Origin of the sequence: Pseudomonas fluorescens (assembly GCF_902497855.1) — a bacterium.
Classification (GTDB): domain Bacteria; phylum Pseudomonadota; class Gammaproteobacteria; order Pseudomonadales; family Pseudomonadaceae; genus Aquipseudomonas; species Aquipseudomonas fluorescens_BI.
On record NZ_CABVHU010000015.1, the window covers coordinates 55,105 to 70,378 of the forward strand.

Sequence of the window (15,274 nt, forward strand, 5' to 3'; positions counted from 1 at the left end):
ATCGGTATTATCGGGTGAGTTTCATCGATCGACGTAACGCTTGAGTCGATCGACCAAAGGGGAAGGGGCATGGCCAAGACTATCGATGACAAACTGGTGCTGGCGATTTCCTCGCGGGCGCTGTTCGACCTGAGCGAAAGCCACAAGGTCTACCTGTCGAGCGGCGTTGAAGCCTATCGCCAGTATCAGATCGAACATGAAGATGAAATCCTCGAGCCCGGCGATGCGTTCCCGCTGGTGCAGAAACTCCTCAACCTCAATGCCCATCTGGGGCGCGCCCGGGTCGAGGTGATCCTGGTGTCGCGCAACAGTGCCGACACCGGCCTGCGGGTGTTCAATTCGATCCACCACTATGGCCTGGCGATTTCCCGGGCGGCATTTGTCGGCGGCCGCAGTCCTTATCCTTATCTCAAGGCCTTTGGCTGCGACCTGTTTCTCTCGACCCATGCCGAAGACGTGCGCAGTGCGCTGGAGGCCGGGTTCGCCGCGGCGACCATTTTGTCGGGCGGCGCCAGCCGTGCCGCCAGCGATGAGTTGCGAATTGCCTTCGACGGTGATGCGGTGCTGTTTTCCGACGAATCGGAGCGCGTCTATCAGTCCGCTGGTCTGGAAGCCTTCCAGGCCAGCGAACGTGAAGCGGCCCGCCAGCCTTTGCGCGGTGGCCCCTTCAAAGGCTTCCTGGCCGCCCTCAACCTGTTGCAGCGCGAGTTCCCCGACGACGCGTGTCCGATTCGTACGGCCCTGGTGACGGCGCGTTCGGCGCCGGCCCATGAACGGGTGATCCGCACCTTGCGCGAATGGGACATTCGCCTGGACGAGTCGTTGTTCCTCGGCGGCCTGACCAAGTCGGCGTTTCTCGAAGCCTTTGCCGCCGACGTGTTTTTCGACGATCAGGCTGGCCACTGCGAGCTGGCCCGGGAGGTGGTTGCCACCGGTCATGTGCCCCATGGCATAAGCAACGAGCAAAAGGTTTAAGCCGGTGCTTCAAGGTGTTGCACGGCACGTCGTACTCGCCAAGGCACTGCTAAGCTGAATCAATCTCCGCCATGTTGGCACTCGAGGAGGTCATATGATTCGTTCGATGCTATATGCCACTGACCTCGGCCTGTACGCGCCTTTGGTGATGCAACATGCCCTGGCGCTGGCGAAAACATTCAACGCCGACCTCTACGTGGTACACGCTGTTGAACCGATGGGCTTGTTCGCCGAATCGGTACTTCAGAGTTACCTCGATGAGCAGGCGCTGAACGAGTTTCACAGTCAGGGCTTGAATACGGTGATTGCCAATATCGAGCGGCGGGTACTCGACAGCTTTCGTGAAGAGCTGGGGGAGGACGGTGAGCAGGACCTGGAACGGATCAAGGCGGTGCGGGTGCTGCAGGGCGACCCGTCGCAGGTAATTCTCGACCAGGCGCAGAAACTCTCCGTGGATTTGTTGATCGTAGGTAGTCATAGCCATGGTGCTGGCGCGGAAACGCCGCTGGGCAGGACGGCGGCGCGGGTGTTGCAACTGTCTCGGGTGCCGGTCTATCTGGTGCCGCGGGTGGAGCGTCGGCGCCAGGATCGCTAGAACACGAATAATGGCCTTTTGACAAAAAAGTTCTAGATTTATTCTTCAAACCATTAATATAGTTATATACCGTCGCTGATGCCCGTGGCGTCTACCTGCTTTGAGGGATTCATATGAAGCTTCAACAACTGCGCTACATCTGGGAAGTGGCGCACCACGATCTCAACGTTTCCGCTACGGCCCAAAGTCTCTACACCTCGCAGCCGGGCATCAGCAAGCAGATCCGTCTACTGGAAGACGAGTTGGGCGTCGAGGTTTTCGCCCGCAGCGGCAAGCACCTGACCCGCGTCACCCCGGCCGGCGAGCGCATCATCACCACCGCTGGCGAGATCCTGCGCAAGGTAGAAAGCATCAAGCAGATCGCCCAGGAATTCTCCAACGAGAAGAAGGGCACCCTGTCGATCGCCACCACCCACACCCAGGCACGTTATGCATTGCCGCCGGTGATCAGCAATTTCATCAAGCAATATCCGGACGTGGCCCTGCACATGCACCAAGGTTCGCCGATGCAGATCGCCGAAATGGCCGCTGACGGCACCGTGGATTTTGCCATCGCCACCGAAGCGCTCGAGCTGTTTGGCGACCTGGTGATGATGCCGTGCTATCGCTGGAACCGCTGCGTGGTCGTGCCCCACGGCCACCCGCTGACCAAGCTGTCGAAGCTGACCCTCGAGGCCCTGGCCGAATACCCGATCGTGACTTACGTGTTCGGGTTTACCGGTCGTTCGAAACTCGACGAAGCCTTCAGCCATCGCGGCCTGACGCCCAAGGTGGTGTTCACCGCGGCCGACGCCGACGTGATCAAGACGTACGTGCGTCTGGGCCTGGGCGTGGGCATCGTGGCGAAAATGGCGGTCGATGCCAAACTCGACAGTGACCTGGTGGTGCTCGATGCCAGCGAACTGTTCGAATCCAGTATCACCAAGATCGGTTTCCGTCGCGGCACCTTCCTGCGTGGCTTCATGTGCGACTTCATCGAGAAGTTCGCCCCGCACCTGACCCGCGAAGTCATGGCCAAGGCGATCCAGTGCCACAACAAGCAGGAACTGGAAGAGCTGTTCGACGGGGTCGAACTGCCGGTGCATTGATGTCCTTCAGATCACCTCGGTGACAGCAAATTGTTGCCGGGTGCCCGCCACCAGAATCTCCACCTCGTCCCCGTCGAACTTGCCCAGCAGGCTTTTGCCCAGTGGCGAGCGCGGGGTGATGACGGTGATCAGCTGCCCCACCAGATCGATCTTCAAGCCGGCCGCTTCGGGGGCCAGGAACAGCCATTGCTCGCGACCCTTCTCGTCCTCCAGGCCGAGCAGGGCGCCGACTTCGATGCCGCGCTGATTGTCGTAAGGGCGCAGCATCAGGTTCTGGCACAGCGTCAGTGACTGTCTGATTTCTTCTACCCGTTTAGCCTGTCCGGCCGCCAGGTAAGACGCCTCCAGGCCCAGGGTGTCGTACTTGTTTTCGGCGATGTTCTCTTCATGGGTCGCGGTTTCGTAAGCGGTTTGCGCGGCTCGCTCGGCGATGTCGAGATCGATCCGCAGCTTGTCGAGAATCAGTTGGTGAACGATGTGTTTATTCATGGATCGGCAACGGGCGGTGCGGGTCGGGACGGTAGGGCATGACTGCCTCCTGGCGGGCGGTCGCGGGCAAGTGGCGATTGTCGCATGAAGATTAATCGCCGTCGGGTCTTCTGTACGGGGTAATTTATGCGGACAATCGGCGCCTTTGCCAACGGGAGCCTGCAATGCCTGAACTGAACACCCGCTGGGATATTTTTTGCACCGTGGTCGATAACTTTGGCGACATCGGTGTGACCTGGCGCCTGGCCCGACAGCTGGTGGCCGAACATCCGGTGACGGTTCGTTTGTGGATAGACGATCTACGGGCCTTCGAGCGCTTGTGCCCGGACATCGACATTGACGCTGCGCATCAGTGGCAGCAGGGCGTCGAGGTCTGTCAGTGGACGGCCGACTGGCAACCCACCGACGCCGCCGATGTGGTGATTGCCGCGTTCGCCTGTCAATTGCCGAGTGCTTACATGGACGCCATGGCCGAGCGGGAACAGCCGCCGCTCTGGATGAATCTCGACTACCTGAGTGCCGAAGACTGGGTCGTCGGCTGCCATGGCCTGCCGTCGGTGAAGTACAAGCACGTGCAGAAATATTTTTTCTTCCCCGGGTTCCAAAAGGGCACCGGTGGCTTGCTGCGTGAAAACGGCTTGCTGGAGCGGCGTCGGCAGTTTCAGCAAAGTCCGCAGGCTCAGCGCGAATTCCTGCAAGGCCTGGGGATTGATCGCGCCGAAGACGCGCTGCTGATCTCGCTGTTTGCCTATGAAAATAGCGGCCTGGCGAGCTGGCTCGAGACGATGGCCGGTGATTCGACACCCACGCATCTGCTGGTGCCCGAAGGGCGGATTCTCGCTGATCTCGAACGCTGGCTGGGGGTGGACGGGCTGGCGGCTGGCGCCGTGCATGTGCGCGACGCCTTGACCGTACAAGTCCTGCCGTTCGTCCGGCAGGACCAGTATGACCTGCTGCTGTGGAGTTGCGATTTCAATGCCGTGCGCGGCGAAGATTCCTTTGTCCGTGCCCAATGGGCGGCGCGGCCGCTGCTCTGGCACATCTATCAGCAGGAAGAAGATGTCCACCTGGACAAGCTCGAAGCTTTCCTCGAGCGCTACGGGCAAGGCCTTACGCCAGCCGCCAGCGAGGCGATCAGCGGTCTCTGGCGGGCGTGGAACGCGGGTGAGACAATGGGCGATCACTGGCAATCGACCCGCAAACATTGGCCCGAACTGCAAAAACATGCCGACGCGTGGTGTCTGGAACAGGCCTTGCAGGCTGATCTTGCCGCGGCGCTGGTACAGTTTTATGTAAATTGGATATGATACGCGGCCTAGATTTTTGTAAATCCCATCCAAATTCGGATATTCGCAATGAAAACTGGTAAAGAACTGAAACCCGGGACCGTGATCCGTCTCGAAAACGATCCTTGGCTGGTTCAGAAAGCTGAATTCACCAAGTCCGGTCGTAACAGCGCGATCATGAAGACCAAGCTGAAAAACCTGCTGACCGGTTACAAGACCGAGATCGTTTACAGCGCCGACGACAAACTGGACGACGTAATCCTCGACCGCAAAGAAGCGACCCTGTCCTTCATCAGCGGCGACACCTACACGTTCATGGACACCACCGACTACACCATGTACGAGCTGAACGCTGAAGACATCGAAGCCGTTCTGCCTTTCGTTGAAGAAGGCATGACCGACGTCTGCGAAGCGATCTTCTTCGAAGAGCGCCTGGTTTCCGTAGAACTGCCGACCACCATCGTGCGTCAGGTCGACTACACCGAAGGCTCCGCTCGCGGCGACACTTCCGGCAAGGTGATGAAGCCTGCCAAACTGAAGAACGGTACCGAACTGTCGGTAGCTGACTTCATCGAAATCGGCGACATGATCGAGATCGATACCCGCGAAGGCGGTTCCTACAAAGGCCGTGCCAAATAAGCACCGCTTCAGGAATGAAAAAGCCCGACCATTGAGTCGGGCTTTTTTGTGCGTGCAGATTCAAGGCCAGCGATGAACTCCTGTGGAGAGAGCCCCCCGCCATGGATCAGTGGCTACCGAAGTTGTTTTGCAGGGCCAGGTCCCACGGTGGCACCGGGCTGAAACGGGCCTTCAGGTATTCCAGCAACAAGCGACTGCGGGAATTGGGTTGCTGCTCCAGGCGCAAGGCGTAAATACCCGTCGTTTCCGCTTGGGGCAGGCCGTTTTCGCAGAACAACGGCAGCAGTTCGCCACGCAACAGGTATTCGCTGGTCAGCCAGGTCGGCAGATGCGCGACACCCAGCCCGGCCAATGCGCCTTCGATCAGCGCCTCGGCATTATTGGCGCTCATGCGGATGCGCCCGGGGCGGTGCAGGTGCATGTGCCCGGCGCGTTCGAAGCGCCAGGCGAAAGGCGGGGCCAGGCCATCCCAATCGAGCCCGTCATGTTCGACCAGCTGCGCCGGATCGGTGGGTACTCCACGGCGCTGCAAATAGTCGGGACTGGCACAGGCGATCCGCACCATGCTTGCCAGCGGCGTGGCCACCAGCCGGGTATCGGCCATTTGCCCGGCACGCAGCACCAGATCCACCTTGCCCAGGTTCAGGCCCTGCATGTCGACAAAACTTTCGATCAGATGAAGTTGCACATCGAGGCCGGGGTACAGCATCAGAAAATCGGCGATCACCGGCGCCAGGTGCAGCCGGCCGAACGCTGCCGGCGCATCCAGCCGGATCAGGCCTTCCGGCGCGCTGCTCAGGGACACCGCTTCCGCCCGGGCCAACTGCAATTCCGCGACGATCCGCCGCGCGCGCTCGGCAAAGGCCAATCCTGCCGGCGTTGCGCGCACTGCGTGGGTGCTGCGGATGAACAACTGGCTGCCGACCGCATTTTCCAGGCTGTCGATGCGCCGCGCCACTGCCGAAGGGGTCAGTGGATGACGGCGGGACGCGGCGGAAAAACTGCCGGTTTCCAGCACGTCGAGGAACAGGCCCAATTGCCCGGTCAATTGATTGGGATTCATGCTTGCTCTGCGCTTGTGCGAATTTGGCACAGCCATTGTGCGTTGCTGTGCGTTTCCCTGCCAGTGGCGACTGCGTAGGATGACCGTACTGAAGTGAGGGAATGGGCAAGTGATCGAGTTTTTGATGTACCTGGTGTTTGGCGCTGCCTTGGGGACCCTCGGTGGATTGTTCGGCATCGGCGGCGGCTTGATCGCGATTCCGCTGCTGGGCGTGCTGTTCGGCCTTGATCAGCAGATCGCCCAAGGCACGGCGCTGGTGATGGTCGTGCCGAATGTGATGCTGGCGCTGTGGCGTTATCACCAGCGCAACCGTATCGAGATGCGCCATGCCGTGCCGCTGGCGTCGATGGGCTTCTGTTTTGCCTGGATCGGTTCGATCTGGGCCGTGGGCATCGATGCGCAAACCATGCGCATGGCGTTTGTCGCCTTCCTGGTCGCCCTGACGGCCTACAACCTCGTGCGAATGTTCACGACCCACTCGCCGCCTTCGGCGCAGATGAACCATTCGCCACGGTGGCTGGGTGTGCTCGGTGCCGCGTCGGGCAGCATCGGCGGACTGTTTGGCGTGGGCGGGGCGGTGGTGGCGACGCCGGTGCTGACCAGCGTCTTCGGCACCAGCCAGGTGGTGGCGCAGGGGCTGTCACTGGCGCTGGCATTGCCCAGCACCGGCGTCACCCTGGTGACTTACGCGGTGCACCAGGAAGTGAACTGGACGATCGGCGTGCCCTTGGCGGTCGGCGGTCTGATGAGCATCAGTTGGGGAGTGAAGGTCGCCCACGCCTTGCCGGAGCGGCTGTTGCGCGCGCTGTTCTGCGGTTTCCTGGTGCTGTGCGCGGTAATGCTCGCCTTTAAAGTTTGAAGCCTTCGACAATGTGCTCGGCCAGGCACTCGGTGATCGGCGACGGGTTGTGCAGGTTACGCACCAGCATGATGCTCGCCTCCGGCAGAACCGGAAGGTCCTCGGCGTCCCCCAGGATGCGCATGTCGGGGGTGATCAGGCTTTCCAATTGCGCAGTGATTGCCAGGCCGGCGCTGACCACCGCCATGATCGCCGACAGGCTGGAACTGTTGTAGGCGACGCGGTAATCGCGGCCCATGGCGTCCAGCGCGTTGCAGGCCCACAGCCTGCAGAAACAGTCGCTGTTGAACATCGCCAGCGGCAACGGCGTCTGCTCATGAACGCTGTAGCACTGCGCTTCGGCCCAGACGAAACGCTCCTTGCGCAGCAGCTGGCCGATCTCGTTGCCCGGTTCCCGGGTGACGATGGACAAATCCAGGTCCTGACGCAGCAGCAATTGTTTTGATGATTCGCAGTGCACCTCGATCTGGATCAGCGGATAGGACTGGGCAAACCGCCGCAGGATCCCCGGCAGAAAACGCATGACGTAATCGTCCGGCGTGCCGATGCGCACCATGCCGACCATGTGCGGCTCGCGCAAGGTATTGAACACCTCGCTGTGCAGCTTGAGGATGCGCCGGGCGTAACCCAGCAGCACCTGGCCTTCCGCCGTCAGCCGCACCTGCCGTCCGTCGCGCTGGAATAATTGGCGCTGCAGCACGTCCTCTTCCAGTCGCTTCATCTGCATGCTCACGGCGGACTGGGTGCGGTTGACCTGTTCGCCGGCGCGGGTAAAACCGCCCTGGTCGGCGATGGCGACAAAGGTGCGCAGCACTTCGGTGTCGATACTCGGGTAGGCGGACATTCATCAATCTCCGAGATGTATTGCATCAGAAACATTCGTTGGATTGATCTTAGCCCCGGCGCGACACTTGAGCCATCCAAACGGAGGGCAACACGATGAAAGGTCAAAAAGGTTTTATCACCGTTGAAAAACACTCCATCCACCTGGTGACCGACCTGCTGCACAAGATCAATCGCTGGTACGAACTGCACCGCGAACGTGAAATGTTGGCGGGCATGAGCGATGAAGCGCTGAAGGATATCGGCCTGACTCGCGCGGATGTCGCGCAGGAAGCTGAACGGCACTTCTGGCAAGACCCCCTGAGCAATGGAAAATAAGCTGAACGCTCTGTGGGAAATCCCTGGTCACAACCCCATGATTGCGGCGCAAGCCCCTGAAATGGGGTTCGTGGCGACCTGAAACAGACGGTCATAGACATTCGCTGGAGCCTGGCCGACACCTGGCAAAGACTGCCGCCTCGACGCTGAGGAGCATCATCATGGAACGATCGTTTATTGCACGGCGCAGCACGTTACAGGCATTGAGCCAGGGCTTGGGCAGGGTCGGCCTGCCGCTATCCAGGGCAACGGCGCAACTGATGCGCTGGCGACAACTGAGCAGGGATCGCGCCGAACTGGCGCGCTTGAGTGATGACTGTCTGCGGGATATCGGCTTGAGTCGGGCTGACGTCATGTTGGAGTCGTCCCGGCCGTTTTGGGACGATCCGCTCAAGCGATGAAGCGGCAGCGCTGGCGTTTTATGCGCAGGTCGCTAAGGTGGGAACAGACCTCGCCATGAGCCGTTGAATGTCCACTTCCTCGAGTTTTTCCTTGAAACAGGCCAGGCGCCTGGCACTGACTGCCCAAGGCTTTACCGGGCGTCAGCCGCCAGCGCCGGTCAAATCGGCCCGGATCAATCGATTGATCGAGCGTCTGGGTACGGTGCAGATCGACTCGGTCAACGCGTTGGTGCGTTCGCACTACCTGCCCCTGTTCTCCCGCCTCGGCCATTACTCGCATGATTTGCTCGACCAGGCGGCCTGGGGGCGGGGCCGGCAACGCACGCTGTTCGAATATTGGGGCCATGAAGCCTCGCTGCTGCCGTTGTCGATGTACCCGCTGATGCGCTGGCGCATGCTGCGGGCGAGCCGTGGCGAGGACATCTATCAGCAACTGGCGCGTTTCGGCCGCGAGCAGCAGGACACGGTACGCCGGGTGCTGGCCTCGGTCCAGACGCTTGGCGCGCTGGGGGCCGGGAGCCTGTCGACCCGTCAGGAGCGGGCAGGGCCCTGGTGGGACTGGAGCGCGGAAAAGCATGCACTGGAATGGTTGTTCGCCGCCGGTGAAGTGACGGTGGCCGGGCGGCGCGGGTTCGAGCGGCTGTATGATTTGCCGGAGCGGGTGATTCCTGCGGCGATTCTCCAGCAGCCCTTGCTGTCGGAGGCCGAGGCGCAGCGGGGGTTGTTGCTGCACGCCGCAACCGCCTTGGGGGTCGGTACGGAAAAAGACCTGCGCGACTATTTTCGCCTGGGGCCGGCAGACAGCCGACCGCGGCTGGCGGAGTTGGTCGAGAGCGGTGACTTGCTGGCCTGCGAGGTTCAGGGCTGGCGACAACCGGCGTTCTGCCTGCCCGAGCCGAAGGTGCCGCGCAAGGTCGAGACCAGTGCGCTGCTGTCACCCTTCGACTCGCTGATCTGGGAGCGCAGCCGCACCGAGCGGCTGTTCGATTTTCGCTACCGGCTGGAAATTTATACGCCGCAACACAAGCGGGTCTATGGCTATTACGTGTTGCCGTTCTTGCACAACGAGCGGATTGCCGCGCGGGTGGACCTGCGCGCCGAGCGAGCGCTGGGCAGGCTGGCGGTGCACGCCGTGCATGAGGAAGAGCCGGGGCTGGATGAGGAGGGGATGCTGGCGTTGGCGGTCAATCTGCAGCAGATGGCGGATTGGTTGGGGTTGGAGCGGGTTCAGTTGAATTGTCCGCGGGCGAGTGCGGCCAGATTGCGGGTGGCATTGGCTCAGTTCGATGGTGATTGAACCGACGCCTTCGCGGGCAAGCCTCGCTCCTACGGGATTTGTGTCGCCCACATTGCCGATGGACGACACAAATCCCGTGGGAGCGAGGCTTGCCCGCGAAGGCAGCGACGCGATTTAACGCCGAACCTGCTTCAGAGTCTCGGCAATCAAAAACGCCAATTCCAGCGATTGATCGGCATTCATCCGCGGGTCGCAATGGGTGTGATACCGATCCGACAACCCGTCTTCGGTTATCGGCCGTGCCCCGCCGATGCACTCGGTCACATTCTGCCCGGTCATCTCGATGTGAATCCCGCCGGCATAACTGCCTTGCGCTTCGTGAACCTGGAAGAACTGCTTCACTTCGCCAAGGATCTGCGCAAAGTCGCGGGTCTTGTAGCCGCTGCTGGCCTTGATGGTGTTGCCGTGCATCGGGTCGCAACTCCAGAGCACCTGCTTGCCTTCACGCTGCACCGCCTGGATCAGCTGCGGCAAGTGATCGCCGACCTTGTTCGCGCCCATCCGCGCAATCAGGTTCAGGCGCCCCGGATCGTTGTCCGGGTTGAGCACGTCGATCAGGCGGATCAGGTCGTCAGGGTTCATGCTGGGGCCGACCTTGACCCCGATCGGATTGTTCACCCCGCGCAGGAATTCGACATGAGCGCCATCGAGCTGACGGGTGCGGTCGCCGATCCACAGCATGTGCGCCGAGCAATCGTAGTAATCGTTGGTCAGGCTGTCGCGACGCACGAAGGCTTCTTCGTAGTTCAGCAGCAGCGCTTCGTGGGCCGTGAAGAAACTGGTTTCGCGCAATTGCGGCGAACTGTCCATGCCACAGGCGCGCATGAACGCCAGGGTTTCATCGATGCGATCGGCCAGGTGGCTGTACTTTTCAGCCAGTGCCGAGTTGGCGATGAAGTCCAGGTTCCACTTGTGCACCTGATGCAGGTCGGCAAAACCGCCCTGGGCAAAGGCGCGCAACAGGTTCAGGGTCGCGGTGGACTGGTGGTAGGACTGCAGCAGGCGTTCCGGGTCCGGCACGCGGCTTTTTTCGTCGAAACCGATGCCGTTGACGATGTCGCCCCGATAGGCCGGCAGGGTCACGCCATCGATGGTTTCGTCATTGGCCGAACGCGGTTTGGCGAACTGGCCGGCCATGCGCCCGACCTTGACCACCGGGACACCGGCGGCAAAGGTCATGACGATGGCCATTTGCAGCAGCACCTTGAAGGTGTCGCGGATTTTCGCGGCGGAGAACTCGGCGAAGCTTTCGGCGCAGTCGCCGCCCTGCAACAGAAACGCGCGACCCTGGGTCACTTCGGCAAACTGACGGCGCAACTCCCGGGCTTCACCGGCAAACACCAGCGGCGGATAGCTGGCCAGGGTCTGCTCGACGTGCTGCAAATGGGCGGCGTCGGGGTAACGGGGTTGTTGCTGGATCGGCAGGGCGCGCCAGCTGTCAGGACTCCAGGGTTGGCTCATCACGGTCTCTAATGGTTTACGCTCGGACTGTCATGTTATCAGCAATTAGTGCGTGACCTGTTCCCGTCGCTTCGCGGACAATCGCCCCTTTGCCGCGCCACGCCGTGGTTTCAATGTGTCGCCTGTCGGGCGACGATCAGGAGACAAGATGACTGAGGAGCGCGTCGAGCATCTGCTCGCCGAGGTACAGGATGAGTTTGGCGTGATTCGCGTGCTGGAAGTGGCCGATTACCGTTTTCTCGAGTTCGGTGATGCCATCGAGCAAAGCTGCGTGTTCACCGCGGACCCCAGCTGGCTCGAATACGATTACACCCGCGCGATGCTGATCGGTGCGCTGTGCCACGAGCAGCCGGAAAACGCGCTGTTCCTCGGGCTGGGGGCCGGTACGCTGACCCAGGCGTGCCTCAAGTTCCTGCCGCTGGAAGACGTCGAAGCCATCGAACTGCGCCCCGACGTGCCGCGCCTGGCCATCGAATACCTTGGGCTGGATGACGATCCGCGGCTGTATATCCGCGTCGGCGATGCGCTGGAGCTGCTGGATACGGCGGAACCGGCGGACCTGATTTTCGTCGACCTCTATACCGATGTCGGCCCGGGTGCCGGGCATCTGGCGTGGCGCTTCCTGGAAAACTGTCAGAAACGCCTGAACCCGGGTGGCTGGCTGGTGATCAACCAGTGGGCGACCGACGACGGCAAGCCGTTGGGCGCGGCATTGTTGCGCGGGCTGTATCACCGGCATTACTGGGAATTGCCGGTGAAAGAGGGCAATGTGATTCTGCTGGTGCCTTCGGAGCTGGATCAGGAACTGGACATGGACGGGCTGATGACACGGGCCGAAGGGCTGGCGCCGCGGTTGGGGTATTCGTTGCAGTCGCTGATCAAGGCCATCCGCCCGGCGACATAAGTCGGTGCCTGTGCGGGCCCCTTCGCGGGCAAGCCTCGCTCCTACAAATTGACGTCGTTCGCCGGAAATGTGAACGACACAAAACCTGTAGGAGCGAGGCTTGCCCGCGAAAGCAATATCCGCATCGCCACAACCTCAAAGCCCTTTGAACACCCCAGGCCGCTTCTCGACCATCGACCGCACACCTTCTTTGGCATCCTCACTGGCCAACAACTTCTTCACCAACGCCGGCAACCCCTGGGCCGCCGCCGTTTCCCCTTCATAACGCGCCTGCCGGGCCGACATCAAGGTCGCCTGGACCCCAAGCGGCGCCTGCCGGGCGATTCGCTCCGCCAGCTCAAGCGCTCGCGGCAGCAAATCCTCACTGGCCATGACTTCCTGCACCAGCCCCAGATGCAAGGCATCATGGGCGTCGAATTCATCGCCGGTCAGCAGCCAGCGCATGGCATTGCCCCAGCCCGCGACTTGATGCAGGCGCAAGGTTGCGCCGCCGAACGGGAAAATCCCGCGCTGCACTTCTTTCTGGGCGAATCGGGTGTTGCTCGCACACAGGTTGATATCAGCGGCCAGCATCAGTTCGATGCCGATGGTCAGGCAATAGCCTTGCGCGGCGACGATCACCGGTTTGCTGACCCGGGGCCCGGCAAACACTCCCCACGGATCACAGCCGCCTGGGGGTGCCTGCCAGCCTTCGGCCAGGGCCGCGCTGGCATCGATCAGATCGAGCCCGGCGGTGAAATGCTCGCCATGGCCAAACACCACCGCCACCCGCGCCTCGCTGTCGGCCTCGAATTCGCCGTAGGCCAGGCTCAATTCATTGAGCAGGTCGAGATCGAAGGCATTACGCTTGGCCACCCGATCCAGGCCGAGCAACAGGACATGGCCGCGACGTTCACGGGTTACACGACTGCGGCCGGGCTGATTCATTGGCATTTCCTCGGGGCGGGAAGGGGCTGTCGGACTGCCGGTTCGCCGCACCGCGGTGAACCGTTTTAGCGCGATCGCCAGCAGGGCCGGGGCCTTTGAAAAATAGACCCTTGCACGATTATCCGCAAAGCCTGTGACACAACGGTGAATCCGTCAGTTTTCCGACAAATAATGCTCCCTTTTTGGCCGATTTCCGGTATAGTGCGCGCCGGCCTTTAACCGGGCCGCGTTTAGGTAGCGCAATTCCCCGAAGCCAGCTTCGGCTGCATGTCCGCACAGCGGACTCTTCCTTGACGAATCTTTTTCATTCATTCGTTTTCGCAAATCCCCGCCGACAAAGCAGCCAGGGCGACTCTTGAGTCTTACACGGCATGCGCAGCTTTGGAGCATGGGTCTTTGCGGATGCACTTAGAGGCAGACCCATGACCCAGGAAACCGGCGGCTTCGCCGCTTTTAATCTTAATCCGAATATCCTTGCAGCCGTCATCGCGACTGGCTACGAAGAACCTTCGGCTATTCAGCAGCAATCGATCCCGATCATCATGGCCGGCCAAGACATGATTGGCCAGGCGCAAACCGGTACCGGTAAAACCGCCGCGTTCGCCCTGCCTATCCTGCACTGCATCGATCCTGCCAAGCGCGAGCCGCAAGCCCTGATCCTGGCGCCAACCCGTGAGTTGGCGCTGCAAGTAGCAACCGCTTTCGAAACCTACGCCAAGCAAATGCCGGGCGTTACCGTTGTGGCCGTTTACGGCGGCGCCCCTATGGGTCCACAACTGAAAGCAATCCGTAATGGCGCACAGATCGTTGTCGCCACGCCGGGCCGTCTGTGCGACCACCTGCGTCGCGACGAAAAAGTATTGTCGACCGTGAACCACCTGGTTCTCGACGAAGCCGACGAAATGTTGAAGCTGGGCTTCATGGACGACCTGGAAGTCATCTTCAAGGCCTTGCCAGCAACCCGTCAGACCGTATTGTTCTCGGCCACCCTGCCGCAGTCGATCCGTGCCATTGCCGAACGCCATCTGCGCGATCCGCAACACGTGAAGATCCAGACCAAGACTCAGACCGTTACCGCGATCGAACAGGCTCACCTGTTGGTTCACGCTGACCAGAAGACCTCGGCTGTATTGAGCCTGCTGGAAGTGGAAGATTTCGACGCCCTGATCATGTTCGTGCGCACCAAGCAAGCGACCCTGGACCTGGCCAGTGCCCTGGAAGCCAAAGGCTACAAAGCCGCTGCGCTGAACGGTGACATTGCCCAGAACCAGCGTGAGCGCGTGATCGAATCCCTCAAGGATGGCCGTCTGGACATCGTTGTGGCGACCGACGTTGCCGCTCGTGGCCTGGACGTTCCGCGCATCACTCACGTGTTCAACGTTGACATGCCGTACGATCCGGAATCCTACGTGCACCGTATCGGCCGTACCGGCCGTGCCGGTCGCGAAGGTCGGGCACTGCTGCTGGTGACGCCGCGTGAGCGCCGCATGCTGCAAGTGATCGAGCGTGTAACCGGTCAAAAGGTTGCCGAAGTTCGCCTGCCGGACGCCCAGGCCGTTCTCGATGCCCGCATCAAGAAACTGACCAACAGCCTGTCGCCGCTGGTCGCTGATGCCGAATCGACCCACGGTGATCTGCTGGATCGCCTGACCGCCGACATCGGTTGCACCCCGCGTGCACTGGCTGCCGCTCTGCTGCGCAAGGCAACCAACGCTCAGGCGCTGACCCTGGCCGCGATCGAGAAAGAACGTCCACTGGTGCCGAACAACGCACCCCGTGGCGATCGTCCAGAGCGCACCGGTGATCGTCCGGACCGTGGTGATCGCGAGCGTCGTGCTCCGGTTCCATTGGCCGAAGGTCGTGCCCGTTGCCGTACCGCGCTGGGCGCGCGTGACGGTATCGCGGCCAAGAACCTGCTGGGCGCCATCCTCAACGAAGGCGGCCTGGCCCGCGAAGCGATCGGTCGCATCCAGGTGCGTGACAGCTTCAGCCTCGTCGAGCTGCCGGAAGATGGTCTGGAGCGTCTGCTGACCAAGCTGAAGGACACTCGCGTTGCCGGCAAGCAGTTGAAGCTGCGTCGCTATCGCGAAGATTGATCCGCTCTCGGGCTGATTGATCGAACATAAAAA

16 protein-coding genes are annotated in these 15,274 nt (G+C 61.2%); 11 read left to right on the forward strand and 5 right to left on the reverse strand.

Annotated features, from left to right (window positions below):
• Window positions 1-69: 69 nt before the first annotated feature.
• From F8N96_RS26050 to cysB, 3 genes are all read left to right on the forward strand, one after another.
• A complete protein-coding gene (locus tag F8N96_RS26050) occupies window positions 70-975 on the forward strand; it encodes a 5'-nucleotidase (protein ID WP_150765864.1) in 906 nt (301 codons plus the stop codon).
• 94 nt (window positions 976-1,069) lie between these two features.
• Window positions 1,070-1,570, forward strand: a complete 501-nt coding sequence (locus tag F8N96_RS26055) for a universal stress protein (protein WP_150747258.1) — start codon at window positions 1,070-1,072, stop codon at window positions 1,568-1,570.
• A 113-nt stretch (window positions 1,571-1,683) separates the two neighbouring features.
• Window positions 1,684-2,658 (forward strand): HTH-type transcriptional regulator CysB, encoded by a 975-nt coding sequence (gene cysB, locus F8N96_RS26060; RefSeq protein ID WP_150747259.1) that lies wholly within the window; start codon window positions 1,684-1,686, stop codon window positions 2,656-2,658.
• A gap of 6 nt (window positions 2,659-2,664) precedes the next feature.
• Here the strand turns inward: cysB and F8N96_RS26065 are convergent, their stop codons facing one another.
• Window positions 2,665-3,147 (reverse strand): transcription elongation factor GreAB, encoded by a 483-nt coding sequence (locus F8N96_RS26065; protein ID WP_150800244.1) that lies wholly within the window; start codon window positions 3,145-3,147, stop codon window positions 2,665-2,667.
• Window positions 3,148-3,311: 164 nt separating this feature from the next.
• Between F8N96_RS26065 and earP the strand changes: the two genes are divergently transcribed.
• Entirely contained in the window at window positions 3,312-4,454 is a 1,143-nt protein-coding gene (gene earP / locus F8N96_RS26070) for an elongation factor P maturation arginine rhamnosyltransferase EarP (RefSeq protein ID WP_150800245.1), read from the forward strand.
• A gap of 48 nt (window positions 4,455-4,502) precedes the next feature.
• Window positions 4,503-5,072: an elongation factor P gene (locus F8N96_RS26075; RefSeq protein WP_007943632.1), complete on the forward strand. Its 570-nt coding sequence runs from the start codon at window positions 4,503-4,505 to the stop codon at window positions 5,070-5,072.
• A 106-nt stretch (window positions 5,073-5,178) separates the two neighbouring features.
• Here the strand turns inward: F8N96_RS26075 and F8N96_RS26080 are convergent, their stop codons facing one another.
• Complete coding sequence (locus F8N96_RS26080; protein ID WP_150800246.1) at window positions 5,179-6,135, reverse strand: LysR family transcriptional regulator; 957 nt, start codon at window positions 6,133-6,135, stop codon at window positions 5,179-5,181.
• A 109-nt stretch (window positions 6,136-6,244) separates the two neighbouring features.
• Here F8N96_RS26080 and F8N96_RS26085 point away from each other — a divergent pair, with 109 nt between their 5' ends.
• Window positions 6,245-6,994: a sulfite exporter TauE/SafE family protein gene (locus tag F8N96_RS26085; RefSeq protein WP_150800247.1), complete on the forward strand. Its 750-nt coding sequence runs from the start codon at window positions 6,245-6,247 to the stop codon at window positions 6,992-6,994.
• Here the strand turns inward: F8N96_RS26085 and F8N96_RS26090 are convergent.
• Entirely contained in the window at window positions 6,984-7,838 is an 855-nt protein-coding gene (locus F8N96_RS26090; protein WP_150765860.1) for a LysR substrate-binding domain-containing protein, read from the reverse strand. The two genes, F8N96_RS26085 and F8N96_RS26090, sit on opposite strands and share 11 nt — an antisense overlap.
• A gap of 95 nt (window positions 7,839-7,933) precedes the next feature.
• Between F8N96_RS26090 and F8N96_RS26095 the strand changes: the two genes are divergently transcribed.
• The 3 genes from F8N96_RS26095 to F8N96_RS26105 all read left to right on the forward strand — a co-directional run bounded on the left by F8N96_RS26095 (window position 7,934) and on the right by F8N96_RS26105 (window position 9,853).
• Entirely contained in the window at window positions 7,934-8,155 is a 222-nt protein-coding gene (locus F8N96_RS26095; RefSeq protein WP_150765859.1) for a DUF1127 domain-containing protein, read from the forward strand.
• A gap of 161 nt (window positions 8,156-8,316) precedes the next feature.
• Window positions 8,317-8,556, forward strand: a complete 240-nt coding sequence (locus tag F8N96_RS26100) for a DUF1127 domain-containing protein (protein ID WP_150800248.1) — start codon at window positions 8,317-8,319, stop codon at window positions 8,554-8,556.
• A gap of 67 nt (window positions 8,557-8,623) precedes the next feature.
• The gene (locus F8N96_RS26105) at window positions 8,624-9,853 is read left to right on the forward strand and encodes a winged helix-turn-helix domain-containing protein (protein WP_150800249.1); all 1,230 of its coding nucleotides are present in this window, start codon (window positions 8,624-8,626) and stop codon (window positions 9,851-9,853) included.
• 114 nt (window positions 9,854-9,967) lie between these two features.
• On the opposite strand, the gene F8N96_RS26110 is transcribed toward F8N96_RS26105, so the two are convergent.
• Window positions 9,968-11,314 carry a class II 3-deoxy-7-phosphoheptulonate synthase gene (locus F8N96_RS26110; protein ID WP_150800250.1) on the reverse strand — a complete coding sequence of 449 codons (1,347 nt, stop codon included), beginning with the start codon at window positions 11,312-11,314 and terminating at the stop codon, window positions 9,968-9,970.
• Window positions 11,315-11,462: 148 nt separating this feature from the next.
• Between F8N96_RS26110 and F8N96_RS26115 the strand changes: the two genes are divergently transcribed.
• Window positions 11,463-12,218, forward strand: coding sequence for a spermidine synthase (locus F8N96_RS26115; protein WP_150800251.1), 756 nt, complete (start codon window positions 11,463-11,465; stop codon window positions 12,216-12,218).
• Between the two features lie 135 nt (window positions 12,219-12,353).
• Here the strand turns inward: F8N96_RS26115 and F8N96_RS26120 are convergent, their stop codons facing one another.
• Complete coding sequence (locus F8N96_RS26120) at window positions 12,354-13,145, reverse strand: crotonase/enoyl-CoA hydratase family protein (RefSeq protein WP_150800252.1); 792 nt, start codon at window positions 13,143-13,145, stop codon at window positions 12,354-12,356.
• Between the two features lie 422 nt (window positions 13,146-13,567).
• Between F8N96_RS26120 and F8N96_RS26130 the strand changes: the two genes are divergently transcribed.
• Window positions 13,568-15,241, forward strand: coding sequence for a DEAD/DEAH box helicase (locus F8N96_RS26130; RefSeq protein WP_064676602.1), 1,674 nt, complete (start codon window positions 13,568-13,570; stop codon window positions 15,239-15,241).
• Window positions 15,242-15,274: the final 33 nt, after the last annotated feature.